The sequence below is a fragment of the Ruminococcus flavefaciens 007c genome, assembly GCF_000571935.1.
Classification (GTDB): domain Bacteria; phylum Bacillota; class Clostridia; order Oscillospirales; family Ruminococcaceae; genus Ruminococcus; species Ruminococcus flavefaciens_F.
In genome coordinates this window covers 110105-125723 of sequence record NZ_ATAX01000028.1, presented here as the reverse complement: position 1 = coordinate 125723, position 15619 = coordinate 110105, and the positions used below count along the sequence as shown (strand labels likewise).

The 15619-nt window shown below is 46.3% G+C and carries 19 protein-coding genes; 17 read left to right on the top strand and 2 right to left on the bottom strand.

All coding sequences use genetic code 11. The annotated features are described in order from the left end of the window. Positions 1 to 14: 14 nt before the first annotated feature. The 9 genes from RF007C_RS11420 (at position 15) to RF007C_RS11380 (ending at position 7992) form a co-directional block, all read left to right on the top strand. Positions 15 to 752: a hypothetical protein gene (locus RF007C_RS11420; protein ID WP_019680033.1), complete on the top strand. Its 738-nt coding sequence runs from the start codon at positions 15 to 17 to the stop codon at positions 750 to 752. A 35-nt stretch (positions 753 to 787) separates the two neighbouring features. Further along, positions 788 to 1717 carry a carbohydrate ABC transporter permease gene (locus RF007C_RS11415; protein WP_037299923.1) on the top strand — a complete coding sequence of 310 codons (930 nt, stop codon included), beginning with the start codon at positions 788 to 790 and terminating at the stop codon, positions 1715 to 1717. Positions 1718 to 1729: 12 nt separating this feature from the next. Further along, positions 1730 to 2608, top strand: a complete 879-nt coding sequence (locus RF007C_RS11410; protein ID WP_019680035.1) for a carbohydrate ABC transporter permease — start codon at positions 1730 to 1732, stop codon at positions 2606 to 2608. A gap of 279 nt (positions 2609 to 2887) precedes the next feature. Then, a complete protein-coding gene (locus tag RF007C_RS11405; protein WP_037299921.1) occupies positions 2888 to 3340 on the top strand; it encodes a YbjN domain-containing protein in 453 nt (150 codons plus the stop codon). Between the two features lie 196 nt (positions 3341 to 3536). Next, positions 3537 to 4361: a CAP domain-containing protein gene (locus RF007C_RS11400; RefSeq protein WP_019680037.1), complete on the top strand. Its 825-nt coding sequence runs from the start codon at positions 3537 to 3539 to the stop codon at positions 4359 to 4361. A gap of 183 nt (positions 4362 to 4544) precedes the next feature. Beyond that, entirely contained in the window at positions 4545 to 5111 is a 567-nt protein-coding gene (locus tag RF007C_RS11395) for an RNA polymerase sigma factor (protein ID WP_037299918.1), read from the top strand. A 13-nt stretch (positions 5112 to 5124) separates the two neighbouring features. Next, the gene (locus tag RF007C_RS11390) at positions 5125 to 6273 is read left to right on the top strand and encodes a hypothetical protein (protein WP_037299915.1); all 1149 of its coding nucleotides are present in this window, start codon (positions 5125 to 5127) and stop codon (positions 6271 to 6273) included. A 163-nt stretch (positions 6274 to 6436) separates the two neighbouring features. Then, the gene (locus tag RF007C_RS11385; protein WP_037299912.1) at positions 6437 to 7294 is read left to right on the top strand and encodes a VanW family protein; all 858 of its coding nucleotides are present in this window, start codon (positions 6437 to 6439) and stop codon (positions 7292 to 7294) included. A gap of 131 nt (positions 7295 to 7425) precedes the next feature. Continuing rightward, a complete protein-coding gene (locus tag RF007C_RS11380; RefSeq protein WP_037299910.1) occupies positions 7426 to 7992 on the top strand; it encodes a haloacid dehalogenase-like hydrolase in 567 nt (188 codons plus the stop codon). A 76-nt stretch (positions 7993 to 8068) separates the two neighbouring features. Here RF007C_RS11380 and RF007C_RS11375 read toward each other — a convergent pair whose 3' ends face one another. Together RF007C_RS11375 and RF007C_RS11370 are read right to left on the bottom strand one after the other, a co-directional pair. After that, positions 8069 to 8593, bottom strand: a complete 525-nt coding sequence (locus RF007C_RS11375) for a CHAP domain-containing protein (RefSeq protein WP_037299907.1) — start codon at positions 8591 to 8593, stop codon at positions 8069 to 8071. 159 nt (positions 8594 to 8752) lie between these two features. After that, positions 8753 to 9901 (bottom strand): MORN repeat-containing protein, encoded by a 1149-nt coding sequence (locus tag RF007C_RS11370; RefSeq protein WP_037299904.1) that lies wholly within the window; start codon positions 9899 to 9901, stop codon positions 8753 to 8755. A 329-nt stretch (positions 9902 to 10230) separates the two neighbouring features. On the opposite strand from RF007C_RS11370, the gene RF007C_RS11365 reads away from it, so the two are divergent. The 8 genes from RF007C_RS11365 (at position 10231) to RF007C_RS11335 (ending at position 15616) form a co-directional block, all read left to right on the top strand. Beyond that, positions 10231 to 10968: a glycosyltransferase gene (locus tag RF007C_RS11365; RefSeq protein WP_051456647.1), complete on the top strand. Its 738-nt coding sequence runs from the start codon at positions 10231 to 10233 to the stop codon at positions 10966 to 10968. 178 nt (positions 10969 to 11146) lie between these two features. After that, a complete protein-coding gene (locus tag RF007C_RS11360) occupies positions 11147 to 11356 on the top strand; it encodes a FeoA family protein (protein WP_430344446.1) in 210 nt (69 codons plus the stop codon). A 14-nt stretch (positions 11357 to 11370) separates the two neighbouring features. Beyond that, positions 11371 to 11592: a FeoA family protein gene (locus RF007C_RS11355; protein ID WP_037299895.1), complete on the top strand. Its 222-nt coding sequence runs from the start codon at positions 11371 to 11373 to the stop codon at positions 11590 to 11592. Between the two features lie 76 nt (positions 11593 to 11668). Further along, on the top strand, positions 11669 to 14080 hold the full coding sequence (gene feoB, locus RF007C_RS11350) for a ferrous iron transporter B (RefSeq protein WP_037299893.1): 2412 nt from the start codon (positions 11669 to 11671) through the stop codon (positions 14078 to 14080). Positions 14081 to 14092: 12 nt separating this feature from the next. After that, on the top strand, positions 14093 to 14260 hold the full coding sequence (locus RF007C_RS17010; protein WP_082316758.1) for a FeoB-associated Cys-rich membrane protein: 168 nt from the start codon (positions 14093 to 14095) through the stop codon (positions 14258 to 14260). Between the two features lie 90 nt (positions 14261 to 14350). Continuing rightward, the gene (locus RF007C_RS11345) at positions 14351 to 14650 is read left to right on the top strand and encodes a DUF2325 domain-containing protein (RefSeq protein WP_019680047.1); all 300 of its coding nucleotides are present in this window, start codon (positions 14351 to 14353) and stop codon (positions 14648 to 14650) included. Further along, positions 14637 to 15215: a DUF3793 family protein gene (locus RF007C_RS11340; RefSeq protein ID WP_037299891.1), complete on the top strand. Its 579-nt coding sequence runs from the start codon at positions 14637 to 14639 to the stop codon at positions 15213 to 15215. The genes RF007C_RS11345 and RF007C_RS11340 overlap by 14 nt, the downstream gene beginning before the upstream one ends. Continuing rightward, positions 15212 to 15616 (top strand): flavodoxin, encoded by a 405-nt coding sequence (locus tag RF007C_RS11335; protein WP_019680049.1) that lies wholly within the window; start codon positions 15212 to 15214, stop codon positions 15614 to 15616. The genes RF007C_RS11340 and RF007C_RS11335 overlap by 4 nt, the downstream gene beginning before the upstream one ends. Positions 15617 to 15619: the final 3 nt, after the last annotated feature.

The window sequence follows — 15619 nt, the reverse complement described above, 5'->3', positions numbered from 1 at the left end:
GTGAGGTCAATACTATGAAGATCAAGGGATCACTGGCAGTTATACTGGCTGCCGTGACTGTATGCGGAGGAGCTGTTTCGTGCAGCTCAAAGAACAAGAGCACCAAGGCGGAAAAGAACACCGCCGCTGTGGAGGAAGAAACAGAGGCAACTACAGCTCCTGTACCGGGAGTTGATTTCAGTGAGGCTGTTGAGCCGGCCAGCGGCGATGCTTACCTTGCCATCGTTGACGCAAACTGGGAAAAACAGTATCTTGGCAAGGCAGATCCCGCCAATCAGCTGGCATACAAGGCAGGCACTGCTCATATTGAAGGCAACGGCGACTATACTGTAAGCGTCACTGCGGACAGTACGGCTTTCCAGTATCTTGCAACGGGCGATTCCAAGGGCACGTACAAGGTGAACGGCATAGGCTTTGCAGCCGTTATCATAAATGACGGTGAAAAGCAGTTTCCGAATGCTATAATAACCGTAAAGAGCATAAAGGTGGACGGCAGGGAGATAGAGCTGAAAAAGAAGGGCTACACCAACACCGAAGCTGAGGCTGTACGCTCCAATATATTCAACGAGTGGATCAGCGACGACTCTCTTCCGGGAGATGCAAGGACAGCAGAGGGCGCCCTCTTCACAAATTACGATATGAATACTCCCTCGGAGCTCAATGACGGAAGCTATTCCGCTCAGATAGTCAGCTCGGAGGATTTCAAGGACTGGACTACCGTGGAGGTAGGATTTACGGTATCAGGGCTCTGATATAAAGCTTATACCGAGGGAAAGGAGGAGAGGAAATGGCTGAGAAGACGGCAAAGCACGGCGGCAAAGGCAGAATAAAACTGCTTTGGCGCGACATAAAGCGCAATAAGGCCTGCTACGGTATGATAGCGCCGTTTATGATATTCTTCATACTTTTCACAGTTGTGCCTGTTCTCATGTCGCTTCCCATGGGCTTTACGGATTTTGATATGGCAAGGCCGCCGAAATTCGTGGGGCTTTCCAACTTTACCACCCTTTTCCTTTCGGACAAGGTGTTCATACGCTCCATAAGAGTGACCATAGTTTTTGCCCTGCTGACAGGTCCTGTGAGCTATGTGCTCTGCTTCCTGCTGGCATGGCTTATAAACGAGATGCACCCCAGGCTGAAGACGCTTTTCACGCTTATATTCTATGCCCCGTCCATGGCTAATGTATACGCGGTGTGGAAGCTCATATTCAGCGGAGATATGAACGGCTATCTAAATTCCTTCCTTATAGACTTCGGCTTTATCAGCGCTCCCGTACAGTGGCTCACCGACGGCAGATACGTGCTGGGAGTCACCATTGTGGTGCAGCTCTGGATCTCGCTGGGAGCAGGCTTTCTTGCTCTGCGTGCAGGCTTCCAGAACATAGACCGCTCCATGTACGAGGCGGGAGCTATCGAGGGTATACGCACTCGCTGGCAGGAGCTTATATATATCGTTATCCCTTCCATGGGACCGCAGCTCATGTTCGCTGCGGTGATGCAGATAGTAAGCTCCTTTACCGCAGGCACCGTCGCTCAGAACCTTGTGGGCTTCCCCAGCACGGACTACAAGGCGCATACGATAATGACCCACGCATTCGATTATGGCTGGCAGCGCTTTGAAATGGGCTATGCATCGGCGATATGTCTGATACTCTTCGTCGCCATGTATCTTCTCAGCAGGCTCATAAGCAAGGTGCTGGGCAAGTATACGGACTAAGGGGGCGGAGCTTTGGCACAGATAAATACTGCGAAGCTTCGTGCTTCAAACAGACAGGCAGGCAGAAAAGCAGGCGGCAGCATAGCCATATTCCTTCTGCTGCTGATACTGGGGCTTTTTATGGTATTTCCCATATATCTTACGGTGATAATGTCCGTAAAGCCCGTGGAGGAGCTCTTTGTGTTCCCTCCCAAGCTCTACGCCGTAAGGCCTACACTTGATAACTTCCGTGATATGTTCAGGGTGCTGCATCAGAACAGAGTACCCTTTTCGAGATACGTATTCAACAGTATCTTCGTTACCGTAGCTGTTACGGTGCTCCAGTGCGTGTTCTCGTCTATGGCGGCATTCGTGCTGGCTAAGTGTAAATTTCCCGGAAGCAAGCTCATAAACGGCGTGATTGTGGTTGCTCTCCTCTATCAGAGCAGCGTTATCTACATAATGCAGTACATCATCATGGCAAAGCTGCATATGATAGACACCTATATGGCACTGATACTTCCTGCGGTGGCGTCGCCCATGGGACTGTTCCTTATGCGCCAGTCCATAAGTCAGGTGCCCGATTCCATGATAGAGGCGGCAAAGGTGGACGGAGCAGGACTGTTCCGCATATGCTGGCAGATAGTGATACCCAACCAGAAACCCGCCCTTATGACGCTGATGATATTTGCCTTCCAGGGGGCTTGGAATATACAGACAGGCTCTGTGGTGCTGAAGGAGGAGTACAAGACGCTTCCTACGGTAGTGTCCCAGGCTGCCTCGTCGGGACTGGCGAGAGCAGGTGTGGCTATGGCGGCAGCGGTATTCCTACTGGTGCCTCCCATAGTGTTCTTCATGCTCGCACAGCGTCAGGTAATAGAGACCATGGCACATTCAGGAATAAAGGACTGAGACCTCACGGCTTTAACGTGAGGTTTTTTCTTGCAATTCAGTATTCTATCACATAATAAACATATCAGGGGGGTATAATTCAGACAATGAGTGAGGGAGAAAATACTCCGGGGCTCATACTGAAAACGTAAGCTTCATTTTTCATATAAACCACCCTAAAGGGACAGGGCACCTTCGCAGGTGCCTTTTCTCTTTATCATTATTGACAAATTATTGCAGCTGTGATATAATGTATTTACGCAAATTCACAAAATATTACCGTATACGGAGGAAATAACCATGTCAGATAATATTAAATCAATGCATCCAGTGATCGCAGATTTCTGCGGCCTTCTCGAAAGCAAGAACGTTCCTTATCAGCTCAATGATAATGATGAGAATATGATAAGATTCCGCACAAGGCTTCCTCACCATGAAGCTACACCTTATGTTATCATACATATGAATCCCGCTAATCAGGCTCTCACATTATCCCTGAGCAATGTATTCCGTTTCACAAGCCTCGGTCCCAAGATATTCCAGCTTATGAACGTTTTCAACGGAGACGCAGGAAATTTTGCCTGCAAGATGTTCGTTGACCAGCAGGGCGAGCTTGTGGTGCTTGTAAGTGCTATCGTTGCAGGAGAAGATCCCCGCGATCAGGTGGAGGACTATCTCAATGTTTCTATCCTTGCTCTGGACAATTACTATGCTCAGATCAAAGAGATAATCGACGAATCACAGAAGGATTAACGATATATTGCAAATAATTGAATTAATTTTCGGATAATCGCAAGTTAAAACTACTATAAGTATATTTTTTATTGTACAAAATGTAGATTTTTGTTGTGAGATCTGACAAAACGCATCTCATCCTCTTTAAAATTATATAAATTTGTGCTAAACTATAATTGGTTAGCATCATAGTTTTTTAAGAGGAGGTGTTTGCATGAGAAAGATCAATAACAGAGTTATCAGATATGTCTCGGTTGTTCTTTCCATGGTTATTTATTTAAGCTTTGCTTTTAATAAACCCGCTGATATTCATGCAGACATCAATACCGATCTTGAAGCTATGGCGCAGGAGATACTGTGGCTTACAAATGAAGCAAGAGCAGATGCAGGCGTACCGCCCCTGAAGGTCGTGCCCTATCTTTGTGATGTTTCAAATGTGCGTTCAAGAGAGTGTATCTTCAAGTTCAGCCATGACCGAATAGATCCTGTGATAATGCCCGACGGTACAGAGGAATACAGATTCTTTACAGTCATCGATGACAGTCTTGTACCGTGGGAAAAGGCTGCCGAGAATATAGCTGCCGGCCCGGAAAAGGCAGAGGACGCATTCGCACAGTGGAAGGGATCCGAAAAGCATTTTGCCGCTATCCTCAATCCGGAATATACGCATTTCGGCGTTTCCGTAACCTATGATCCCAACAGCGAATATAAATACTACTGGGAGCAGATCTTTGTCAGGGTGGACGGAAGTATTGACGGCGAATACGTTCCCGAGCGCTATAAGGTAGTACCCGTGGATACGGGTGATATTAACGGAGACAAGCAGATAGACCTTTTTGATCTTATCACTATAAATAAGTATATCGAAGGTAAGATCACATTCAACGAGCTTCAGCTCAAAAGTGCCGATATGGCTAAGGACGGAGAGGTCGATGAAGCTGATATATTCGTACTGAAAAAGTACATACTCGGCGACTGCAGTAAGCTTCCCGTTAATATGAAAGAATATGGTGAGTTGATAAAGGAGAAGAAAATATAAAGGTGTGTTCATGATAAAAGCGGCTGATATTATTTCAGCCGCTTTTATTTTACATATGAAGCGGCGCTGAAGAGCATACATAAAGTTAAATATAAAAATATTATTTTCTTGCAGCACTTTTGCATCTTCCTTCGTAAGTTATTCATGAAAGGTCGATCTTATTACATAAAAGGAGGGATGAGTATGACAGGCAGTGAACTGAAAAAGCTTCTGGAGGATTCTCCTGAGGAATGTCACAAATTGCTTATGAAAGAGTACGGAAGATATGTTTATGCAATAGTATACAATAAGCTGAGATGCTGCGGTTCACGGGAAGATGTGGAAGAGTGTTTCAGTGATATATTCGCGGAAATATTCATAGATTTTGAGTACAGAGAGGCCTATAAAGGCGATATAAAGAACTATATCGGCACCGTTTCAAAGCATAAGGCCATAGATTTCTGCAGGAGACTGAATACCGTAAAAGGCCGTTCTGTATATACCGAAGAGGAGGATATACGGCAGCTTGCTTCTGATTTCAATGTTGACGAACGTGTTGACAGCTCTGAACTCCGCCGTATTCTCCTTGACAAGATAGATGAGCTCGGCGAGCCCGATTCCACCATACTGATACAGAAGTTCTATTATGATATGAGTTCAAATGAAATAGCAAAAAACGTCTCAATGACAGCTTCGTCGGTGCGTTCCAGGTGTTCGAGAGCAATGGAAAAGTTAAGAGTAAAGCTTGCCGCAGCAGGTATAACAAGGTAAAGGAGGTGCGGTCATGGAAGACAGGAGATTATTTGATATACTCGGAAATGCAGAGGATGATTCTATGGAAAGACTTTCCGGCAGATGTCCCGGAATAATGGACACGCAGTTTGACAAGCTGCTGGCGATGAGCGAAAAAAAATACAGCGTAAAAAAGAGAGAGATAGAAGCAAACAGAACCGAGAAGGAAAAAGTAAGCGGCGATGTAACAGGAGTTGAGCTCGGCAGGCGTCCCGCGTGGATAACACCTCTTTGCACGGCAGCTTCAATTATACTTGTGACAGGACTGGTGATAGGCAGCGTGACGTTTTTCCGCAGAAACAGCAAAGGCGGCGGAGATATTCCGCCTGTTGCCGCTGTTACTACCACAGCTGCATCAACAGTAACAACAGAAGAGATAACTGCTGCCGCGAATACCTCGGAGATCTCAACAACTACCGCTGCGACTACCGCAGAAGAGTATGTTTATACCACAAAGCCTTATAAAGAGCCGGATGAAGTGTTTATCAGCGAGTATTACGGCGATACGGCTGCGGGATTATTCAGAAAAGACGAAGAGATCCTTGGAGCTTCCGGAATAATCGTTAATGGGTATGATACTGATGACCGCCTGAGATTTCAGACAGATCCGGCTTTGGGGTTATATCTGTATGATATCGAAAATAAAGGAGAAATGGTAAAAGATACAGCATTTTATGTTCATATAACCGACAGCCGTTTCCATAGTATCAATGATCTCAGAAACTATTTGAGGACTGTATATTCCGAAGATAATGAGCATATTAAAAACTTCGATGAAAATGTCGGAAGGGCGGGAGAAGACTTCAGTAAGGACAGCGTTCTGAAAAAGATCTACAGGTACATAGAATATAACGACAAGCTCTATCAGTTTTATCCGGGCGGAGTTTCAAGCTGTCTGCCACGTGTTTACAAGGATGATGAACCGATACTGATCGCAGATGCTACAGATAACTCATTTACAGCGTATATCCATGTGTGGTACGGAGAGATAAATGAGAATGATCCCGAGTGGGGTGCGTACTGTGAGGAAGTGGAGCTTGTGCTTGATCCCGAATATAATGAGTGGCGTATTGAATCGGTAACAGAACGTGAGCCTTCGGTTTATGTCAATCTCAGAAGCAAGCTTGTATATGACGGCTGAGCTCCGATATACAGGCAGGTACAGATCAAACGGAAAATTTTTCAAAAAATCTTCGGAAAAAGTGTCACCTTTCGTATTTTTGCATCGTTTCTGTTTATGAGAGACAAAAAAAGAAAAAGATAAGGACAAAAGGAATAAATATAAAACGAAAGAAGACGATGAAATGGGAAGAAAACTGTTCTGTGAGATCTCGCCGTTTACATATGCGATCTCCGAAAAAAAGTGCATAATGATGAGAAACCTCATAAATGCATTCACAGCAAGAAATCTGGCAGATACAAGGCAGGAGAAGGAGCTGGAGTACGTGATCTGCCGTCACAATTCACTTATACGCCGCAGACTTGGCAATGTGAATATGCAGCTCCAGGAAAACAAGGCAGTGAACCTGTCCATTGCAGCTCCCAAGGTAAACAAGGTCATCATACGTCCCGGAGAGATATTTTCCTTCTGGCACCTTGTGGGAAAGATAAGTGAGAAGAAGGGCTACAAGGAAGGACTGACCATATTCGGCGATCATGCATCTTCGGGTATAGGCGGAGGTATGTGCCAGATGACAAATCTTATCCACTGGATGATACTTCACTCGGATATGGAGATAGTAGAGCATCATCACCATGACGGGCTTGATCTGTTCCCTGATTTCCAGCGCAAGATCCCCTTCGGAACAGGCACTTCCATTATGTACAATTATCTGGATTACCGTTTCAGGAATACCACTGATAGGACCTATCAGCTCATAGTTTATACCACGGACGAGTATCTTTGCGGTGAGCTGAGAGCAGACAGCCGTCAGAGGTACAAGTATCATATATCTGCCGAAAACGTGTATTTTTCCAGAGAAGGAAAGGACGTTTACCGCAACAGCGAGGTCTATCGCGACAAGGTCGACCGCATAACAGGCGAGCACGTCGGAAAGGAGCTCATACGCCGCAATCATGCGAAGGTGCTTTACGACACCGCCGGACTTGAAATAAGAGACGATAATGCAGCGGCAGGAGCTGCTCATGTGCTCTGCGCATAAGGAATACCATAAGTCCCGAAGCGATAAGTATTGCTTCGGGATTTTCCGTAAACAGACAGCCATTGACATTTTTGCGCAGGTAACATATAATATAAAGCATAACGGTGCATCTGCGGAGGAAAGTGGAAAAAATGAAGGTCTTTGATTTTGACAACACGCTTTATCACGGAGAAAGTGCAGTTGATCTTGCACTTTACATGATAAGGAACAACAAGAGGATAATACTTTATCTGCCTAAGATATTCTATAATCTTATGAAGTACAAGCTGTGCCTTGCGGACAAGAAAAAGATGGTCAGAGCCATCAATGATTTTATGAAGAATGCTGTCCGCAGCAGGGAGGAGCTCTTCGGCTCGGTGCAGGGCTTCTGGGAGGAAAACAGGCACAAGCTGGACAGGGATATGCTTGCAAGGATAAAGAGTGATGACGTGATAATCTCCGCAGGTCCTGATTTTCTTTTGTACGGTATAAAGGAGCTGCTTTCCACGGATAATATAATATGCAGCCGTATCGATCCGGAAAAGCTGCGGGTAAAGTATCTTAATTTCGGCGGGAACAAGGTCAGGAGATACAGGGTGCTATACGGAGACAGGCCTGTGAACTGCTTTTATACCGATTCCTATAATGATAAAGCCATGATGGACATAGCCGAAAGGGTGTATATAGTCAGAAAAGGCAGAATTAAAAGGATAAAATGATAAAGCAAGCCCCTGAGCGTTACAAAACACTCAGGGGCATTGTGTTTATCAGGCTGCTGATCGAAGTCAGGATCCGTCACTCATCTCTGTACCGATATCCGTCCGGTATCCGGATATACGCACGAATATGATCGTCAATGGGACGCTCGATAATTCCGGAAATATTATTCACATTTCCTTCAGCAGCAAGGATTGTACGCCGCCGTTTTTCAAGAACGATCCCTATATGGTCATGTTCTTTGTTCTCGAATACCCTGTCATAGAGAACAATGTCTCCCGCTTCCGGAGCGTAGCCTTCCGCGCCTTTATGGTATTCGATCCGCTGATCGCCTATGGCATACTCCTCCCAGCCAAGGCAGCCTGCGAGATGACAGGTTTTACATTCCGCAGGTCTGTATGGGATCCCGAATCCCGCTGCCGTGCAGCAATAGTAGACAAATGCCGCGCACCATAACCCGTCAGCTTCCTTGAGATCCCATGTCGGAAACAATCGCACGATCGGCGCAAGATTGGACGCTGTCCCATCAATATCTCCGTGAAATGGGACCTGCGCCATATCCTTTGCAATCCTCGCCAGTTTTTCTTTTGTTGGTTTTTCCATAAATACCTCACTGAACTCCGGTTTATGTTTTTAACGATTATAGCACGACATGGGAGTCCTGTCAATAGAAACGCCATAATACTTCCGACTGTATATCAGAAATATTATGGCTGTAAAAAAATCTATATCAGCACCCGTCTATACTTCCGGGGCTGTTTTTTATTTTGCGGAGCCTGTACCGTTTTCAAGGAGCTCTTCGTTTATTAGCCTGTCATTTTCCCATTTCTGGAGTTTTTTTCTGCCGTCGGGGTAGGTAAAGACGCCCTTGCCGTGACGCATATCCCTGTCCCATTCACATTCGAGAATGCTGCCGTTTTTATAGTAATAGATACCGTGGCCTTGTCTGAGGCTTTCGGAATAGCAGCCGTCATAGCGGTCGCCGTTGCCGTAATAGAAGACGCCGTGGCCGTTTTTGACATTGTCCTTCCATTCACCGTCGTACCTGTTGCCGTTTATGTAGGAGTACACGCCGATGCCGTTTCTCATATCGTTTTCGTATTCGCCTTCGTAAACATTGCCGTCAGCCCAGGTGAAAACGCCTCTGCCGTGCTTGACGCCTTCCTTGAAGCTTCCCTCGTACTTATTGCCGTTGGTGTAGGTGAACACGCCCTTGCCGTGGATCTTTCCGTTGAAATCCACCTCGCCGATATAGGTGCCGTTGTCAAATTTCAAGTTCCTCTGCGCGTCGGGAGATATTCTGGGAGTACCGCTTATAAGCTCTTCGCTGAGCATCCTGCCGTCCTTATATATGCGCTTGTAGACGCAGTTATCGTGCATTTTCAGCATAGCCTCGCCGGTGAGCATACCGTCTGCCCATTCGCCCTCGATAACGTCGCCGTTCTCGTAGGTATACACGCCTTTGCCCTGGTATCTGCCCCTGTTCCATGAGCCAACGAATTTAGGTCTGCCGTTCTCATAGTATTCGGTGCCTTCGCCGCAGCGCCAGCCGTCTATCCAGTCGCCGTCGTATTCGAGCTTGCCGGTTTGTCTGTACTGTTTGCCTTTTCCGTGAAATCTGTCGTCCCTGAACTCCCCTGCGTATACCAGGGACTTGCTGGCGTCGTCGTCATTTCCCTGAACGACGTCGTAATAACCCTTGGCATATTTTCTGCCGAAGCCGCAAAGCCTGCCGTTCTGCCATTCCCCGTCATATTCAATTTCCAGGGCGTTAATGAAAACACCGCGGCCCTCGGGCAGCCTTGAGGAGTTTACGTGGCCTGAATAAAGGCCTGAGCCGAGAGTATCGCTTGTAAAGCGGATATTGTTTGCGATGCCGTTGCTAACCTTCAAAAAATCCAACATTCCCATAGTATCATTTCCTCATAATCAGTTTATATCTTTAACGGAGGAGCTAACGATCAATTTATATGATATATTGTATCATATAACAATGACAAAGTCAATAATATAATGTGTCCCAAACAACCGCCGTACAGCGGTCATTGCCCGGACTTCGTCCGGTGAGTGAGATCCTTTTATACGAGAGTAAAAGCTTGCTGACATTTCTATACAGGGCTCTGACAGTCGCCCTGCCTGAAGAATGCCGAAGCCGGAATTCTTGACTTTTGACGGCAGTGAAGTGTATAATATGGATAGTACAAAGGTTACTTTAACAGATCGGGATTCAGAGGTGTGTTATGAACAGAATAAAATTTTCCGTAGTTATACCTGCTCACAATGAAGAAAAGTATATAGGCAGATGTCTTCGTGCAGTTATCGGTGCATCAAAATATGTCAGACCTGATAACGTGGAGATAATTGTTGTTGCAAACAGGTGTACCGACAAAACCTGTGCGATAGCCGCGCGCTATGGTGCAAGAGTGCTTGAAAACAATGACAAATGTATCGCTGCCGTCAGGAATACGGGCGTGAGGGCGGCAAAAGGCGAGATAGTGGTAACGGTAGATGCAGACAGTCTGATGACAAAACACTCGCTTGCGGAGATAAGGGAAAAGCTTGAAAGCGGGAAATATATCGGCGGCGGCACTAATCCGAAGTTTGAAAGAATGTCATTGGGGATAGCATTTTCTTCTTTGTATGTAGTTTTCAATCTTTTGCCTGTTATGATAAAAAATGGCGGTTACCTCAGCGGAGCTATGTTCTGGCTTTACAAGCGTGACTTTGATGCTGTGAACGGATTTGACGAGAGTCTGGTAAGTCTTGAAGATATGGATTTCGCTGCACGGCTGAAAAAATACGGCAAAAAGAAAGGAAAGAAATACGGAACGCTCAAGCGCTCCTATGTTTTGACTTCATCGCGCAAATTCGATGAATTCGGTGACTGGTATCTTATTAAGAACCGAAAACTTACAAAACGTATCTTCACAGGAAAAGACCGTCAGGCTACGGATAGTTTTTATTATGATGTACGCTGACTCAAAAGCTCATGACAAGGCAGTATATTAACAAAAATTGTGTTAGCGCGTACTCACATTTTGTTATTATGTACAAACTTCGGATTTTTCTTTTCTTTATGTCTTGACAAATGAAACGCAAAGTGATAATATTTCATTGTTATAGGACACTAACTTTAATGAAAAGGGTGAGAAAATGATGCCGCTTAGTTTAGCAGAACCCGAAAAGGAACTGACTATCAAGAAACTGGGAGGAAGTCCCGAGATACGTCAGCACCTTGAAAATCTCGGATTTACCGTGGGCGGAACAGTTAAGCTCATAAATGTACTTGGTGAAAACGTCATTGTCAAGGTCAAGGAGTCACGTATCGCCATCGGTGCGGATATGGCTCGGAGAATAATGGTCTGATAGAGGTGAGTATAATGAAAACGCTTAGAGAAACGGCTGTGGGAGCAACTGCAAAGGTGAAGAAGCTTCACGGAGAGGGTGCGATAAAGCGCCGTATAATGGATATGGGACTTACAAAGGGGACAGAGGTGTTTGTCCGTAAGGTGGCACCTCTCGGCGATCCGATTGAAATAAAGGTGCGCGGCTATGAGCTTTCACTGCGAAAGGCAGACGCCGAGCTTATTGAGGTCGAATGATTAGGGATAAGGACTTTTTTAGTCCTTATGTTTTTGATTTTGCGTTAGCTAATAATAACCTGAAAGGAAGATATACATGGAACTGCGAATAGCACTTGCAGGCAACCCGAATGCAGGCAAGACCACCCTGTTCAATGCACTGACGGGTTCAAACCAGTTCGTCGGCAACTGGCCCGGAGTTACTGTTGAGAAAAAGGAGGGAAAGCTGAAAAAGCACAGTGATGTCATTATTACTGACCTGCCCGGAATCTATTCATTGTCGCCGTATACTCTCGAAGAAGTCGTTGCAAGAAACTACCTTATCGAAACCAGACCTGACGCTATACTGAATATCATCGACGGCACAAATCTTGAAAGGAATCTCTACCTCACAACGCAGCTCGTAGAGCTGGGAATACCTGTTGTCTGTGCCATAAATATGATGGATGTCGTGAAGAAAAACGGCGACAAGATAAACATTCCTCAGCTTTCAAAGCAGCTGGGATGTCAGATAGTTGAGATATCCGCGCTGAAAGGCACCGGAGTTGATGAAGCTGCGGAGGCTGCAATAAACGCTGCAAAGAACAGCAAAACTATCCCGCAGCATACCTTCAGTGGCCCTGTCGAACACGCTATCGCTCATATTGAGGAGGCTGTTCTCCATGATATGCCGGAGGAGCAGCAGCGCTGGTACGCTATAAAGGTATTTGAGCGTGACGAAAAAGTTCTTGAAAAGCTGAATATCCCCGAGGGTACAATGAAGCATATCGAAGAAGATATAGCTGCTGCTGAAAAAGAGCTTGACGATGATGCTGAGAGTATCATCACAAATGAGCGCTACATCTACATAGCCGATGTTATCAAGGCTTCATACAAGAAGAAAAACGCAGGCAGTCTTACAGTCTCCGATAAGATAGATAAAATCGTTACCAACCGCTGGCTGGGACTTCCTATCTTTGCGGTCATCATGACACTTGTATATCTTATTGCTATGAAAGGCCCGGGAGCCTGGGCTACTGACTGGACAAACGACAATCTTTTCGGTGACGGCTTCCATCTGTTGGGTATCGGTTCATCAAAGTACTCAGAGATAGCTGACGAGTATGCCGGCGCACAGCAGATAATCGACGGCTATGACGCATACATTGAGGAAAACGGAAGTGCTCCCGTTGGAGAGTTCACCTACTCTGTAGAAGACGAGGAAACTCTTGAGACCACCGATGAGACTGCAACTATCGAGGATTACAATGATGCGCTTGCCACTGTTGAGCGTATCGGCGAGGAGCCCGATCCCGCGGACTACGGCGTGTTTGTGCCGAGTATCCCTGCACTGGCAGAAAGCGGACTTGACAAGATAGGCGCAGCTGACTGGTTGAAGGGTCTTATCATCGACGGTATCATTGCAGGCGTGGGCGGTGTCCTCGGATTTGTACCTCAGATGTTAGTGCTGTTCTTCCTGCTTGCAGCTCTTGAAGCCTGCGGATATATGGCACGTATTGCATTCGTCCTCGACCGTGTGTTCAGAAAGTTCGGTCTCTCGGGCAAGTCCTTCATACCTATGCTCGTAGGCGTAGGCTGCGGAGTTCCGGGTATCATGGCAAGCCGTACGATCGAAAACGAGCGCGACAGACGTATGACTATCATGACTACCACATTCATTCCCTGCGGTGCGAAAGTACCCTTCATTGCAATGATCGCAGGAGCGATATTCGGCGGCTCTCCGCTTATCTCGGTATCTGCGTACTTCATCGGCATGGCTGCTATAATCGTTTCGGGTATCATGCTCAAAAAGACAGCAATGTTCTCAGGCGAGCCTGCACCCTTCGTTATGGAGCTTCCCGCATACCATATGCCTACACTCAGCAACGTTCTCCGCTCGATGTGGGAGCGCGGTTGGTCATTCATCAAAAAGGCCGGCTCGATAATCCTGCTTTCCACTATCGTTATCTGGTTCCTGTCACGGTTCGGAACAGTGGACGGCAACTTTAAAATGCTTGATGAGGATCAGCTTGACAGCTCTCTCCTTGCAGGCTTCGGTTCAATTATCGCATGGATATTCTCGCCTTTAGGCTGGGGCAACTGGCAGGCAGCCGTTGCTTCTATCACGGGACTTGTGGCAAAGGAAAATATCGTCGGAACAATGGGCGTTCTTTACGGCGGCGGAGACGGCACTGTATGGCAGACCCTTGCTTCAAAGTTCACAGGTATCACAGGCTTCTCGTTCCTTGTGTTCAATCTGCTGTGTGCTCCCTGCTTCGCAGCTATCGGAGCTATCAAGCGTGAGATGAACAACGCAAAGTGGACAGCATTTGCTATCATTTATCAGTGCGGTTTCGCTTACGCTATCGCGCTTATGATAACACAGTTCGGCGGACTTTTCACAGGCGAGTCAAACATAATCGGCGTTATCGCAGCAGCTCTGATACTTGCATTCATGTGCTATATGCTTTTCATTAAGAAGTATCACGAGGCCTCGACATTCAAGGGCGATGTAAAGGTAAAAGCTTAAAGGAGTGATATTATGCTCGCATGGCTGGCTGAAAATCTCGGAACTATCATCGTATCGCTGATACTCATTGCTGTAGTGACGTCGGTAATAGTAAAAATGGTAAAGGATAAGAAAAGCGGCAAGGGTTCTTGCGGCTGTGGCTGCGAGCACTGCGCTATGCACGGAAAATGCCATAAGTAAAGATCACATAAAACATAATAACGGGGCGGTGCAGGCATCGCCCCATATAAAAACATTGGAATTAGCATCAACTAACAAAAAGGAGGAATTATGAGCATAGTAATCGTTGGCGGCAATGACCGCATGGCAACACGTTATCAGGATATCTGTAAATCATTCAATCACAAGTCCAAGGTCTTCACACAAATGCCTGCGGACTTCGAGAACAAGCTTGGTACTCCTGATCTTATGGTGGTTTTCACAGGGACCTGTTCACATAAAATGCTGGGAGCTGTCAAGAAAAGCTCCGAGAAAAACGGCGTGCCTGTTGAGCACGTCCACAGCTCCAGCGTAAGTGCGCTGAAGCAGCTTCTTACTGATATAAAGGGGAGGAAATATGTCCGAAGTTGAGCGCAGAAGTATTGATAGTGACCTTGCTTTCCACAGTGCTCCCACGCTTCTGGGAGTAAAGTGCGCAAACCTTATTTCCTTTGATATGAGTGAGGGAACTATTAAGGAATATCTGCGTGAATTTGCAGATAATATGGCCGGAAACGGACTTACAGCAATTCAATTATGCAGATGCCGCAAGCGTACACTTGTATATATCTACAACAAGAAAATGCTGACTGCATGGCTCGGTATGCCAAAGATTCAGCAATTCCTTTCAGAATACGGCTATACCTGCGATATGAGCCTTGAACAAAAGCTCCGCAGGCTTTCGGGCCGTATAATCTGCGGCAGCTTTCCACATGAGATAGGGGTATTTCTCGGCTATCCCGTTGAGGATGTCAGAGGATTTATAGGCAATCACGGCAAAAACTGTCTGCTGTGCGGCTACTGGAAGGTGTATGAAAACGCTGAAAAGGCACGGCAGACATTTAAAACTTACGATCGCTGCAGGGCTATCCTGTTCGATAGATTAAAAATCGGTCTGAATTTGTTTCAGGCTATTTCCAAGGAGGAAAATATATGAAAACAGCAGTAATTTATTGGAGCGGCACAGGCAATACCGAGGCTATGGCAAAAGCAGCAGCCGAGGGCGCAAATGCAGAGCTTTTTGAGGTATCAGAGTTCAATGGCAATGCAGCAGACTATGAGGCATTTGCTTTCGGCTGCCCTGCAATGGGTGCTGAGGTGCTTGAGGAAGATACATTTGAGCCTTTCTTCACAGGTATTGAGGGTTCACTCAGCGGCAAGAAGGTTCTTCTCTTCGGCTCATACGGCTGGGGCGACGGCGAATGGATGCGTAACTGGTACGACCGCACAAAGGCAGCAGGTGCAGAGCTTATCGGCGATGAGGGCTTTATTGTTAACGAAGCAGCTTCCGATGATGACCTTGCAAAGCTGAAAGAGCTTGCCTCAAAGCTTGCGTAAGGA

Excerpts from the sequence above, each read along its gene's own strand:
- RF007C_RS11335 (WP_019680049.1), top strand. The coding sequence starts at position 15,212 with ATGAAAACAGCAGTAATTTATTGGAGCGGCACAGGCAATACCGAGGCT.
- RF007C_RS11415 (WP_037299923.1), top strand. The coding sequence starts at position 788 with ATGGCTGAGAAGACGGCAAAGCACGGCGGCAAAGGCAGAATAAAACTG.
- RF007C_RS11405 (WP_037299921.1), top strand. The coding sequence starts at position 2,888 with ATGTCAGATAATATTAAATCAATGCATCCAGTGATCGCAGATTTCTGC.
- RF007C_RS11340 (WP_037299891.1), top strand. The coding sequence starts at position 14,637 with ATGTCCGAAGTTGAGCGCAGAAGTATTGATAGTGACCTTGCTTTCCAC.
- feoB (WP_037299893.1), top strand. The coding sequence starts at position 11,669 with ATGGAACTGCGAATAGCACTTGCAGGCAACCCGAATGCAGGCAAGACC.
- RF007C_RS11395 (WP_037299918.1), top strand. The coding sequence starts at position 4,545 with ATGACAGGCAGTGAACTGAAAAAGCTTCTGGAGGATTCTCCTGAGGAA.
- RF007C_RS11370 (WP_037299904.1), bottom strand. The coding sequence starts at position 9,901 with ATGGGAATGTTGGATTTTTTGAAGGTTAGCAACGGCATCGCAAACAAT.
- RF007C_RS11345 (WP_019680047.1), top strand. The coding sequence starts at position 14,351 with ATGAGCATAGTAATCGTTGGCGGCAATGACCGCATGGCAACACGTTAT.
- RF007C_RS11375 (WP_037299907.1), bottom strand. The coding sequence starts at position 8,593 with ATGGAAAAACCAACAAAAGAAAAACTGGCGAGGATTGCAAAGGATATG.
- RF007C_RS11355 (WP_037299895.1), top strand. The coding sequence starts at position 11,371 with ATGAAAACGCTTAGAGAAACGGCTGTGGGAGCAACTGCAAAGGTGAAG.
- RF007C_RS11400 (WP_019680037.1), top strand. The coding sequence starts at position 3,537 with ATGAGAAAGATCAATAACAGAGTTATCAGATATGTCTCGGTTGTTCTT.
- RF007C_RS11380 (WP_037299910.1), top strand. The coding sequence starts at position 7,426 with ATGAAGGTCTTTGATTTTGACAACACGCTTTATCACGGAGAAAGTGCA.
- RF007C_RS11360 (WP_430344446.1), top strand. The coding sequence starts at position 11,147 with ATGCCGCTTAGTTTAGCAGAACCCGAAAAGGAACTGACTATCAAGAAA.
- RF007C_RS11365 (WP_051456647.1), top strand. The coding sequence starts at position 10,231 with ATGAACAGAATAAAATTTTCCGTAGTTATACCTGCTCACAATGAAGAA.
- RF007C_RS11385 (WP_037299912.1), top strand. The coding sequence starts at position 6,437 with ATGGGAAGAAAACTGTTCTGTGAGATCTCGCCGTTTACATATGCGATC.
- RF007C_RS11390 (WP_037299915.1), top strand. The coding sequence starts at position 5,125 with ATGGAAGACAGGAGATTATTTGATATACTCGGAAATGCAGAGGATGAT.
- RF007C_RS11420 (WP_019680033.1), top strand. The coding sequence starts at position 15 with ATGAAGATCAAGGGATCACTGGCAGTTATACTGGCTGCCGTGACTGTA.
- RF007C_RS17010 (WP_082316758.1), top strand. The coding sequence starts at position 14,093 with ATGCTCGCATGGCTGGCTGAAAATCTCGGAACTATCATCGTATCGCTG.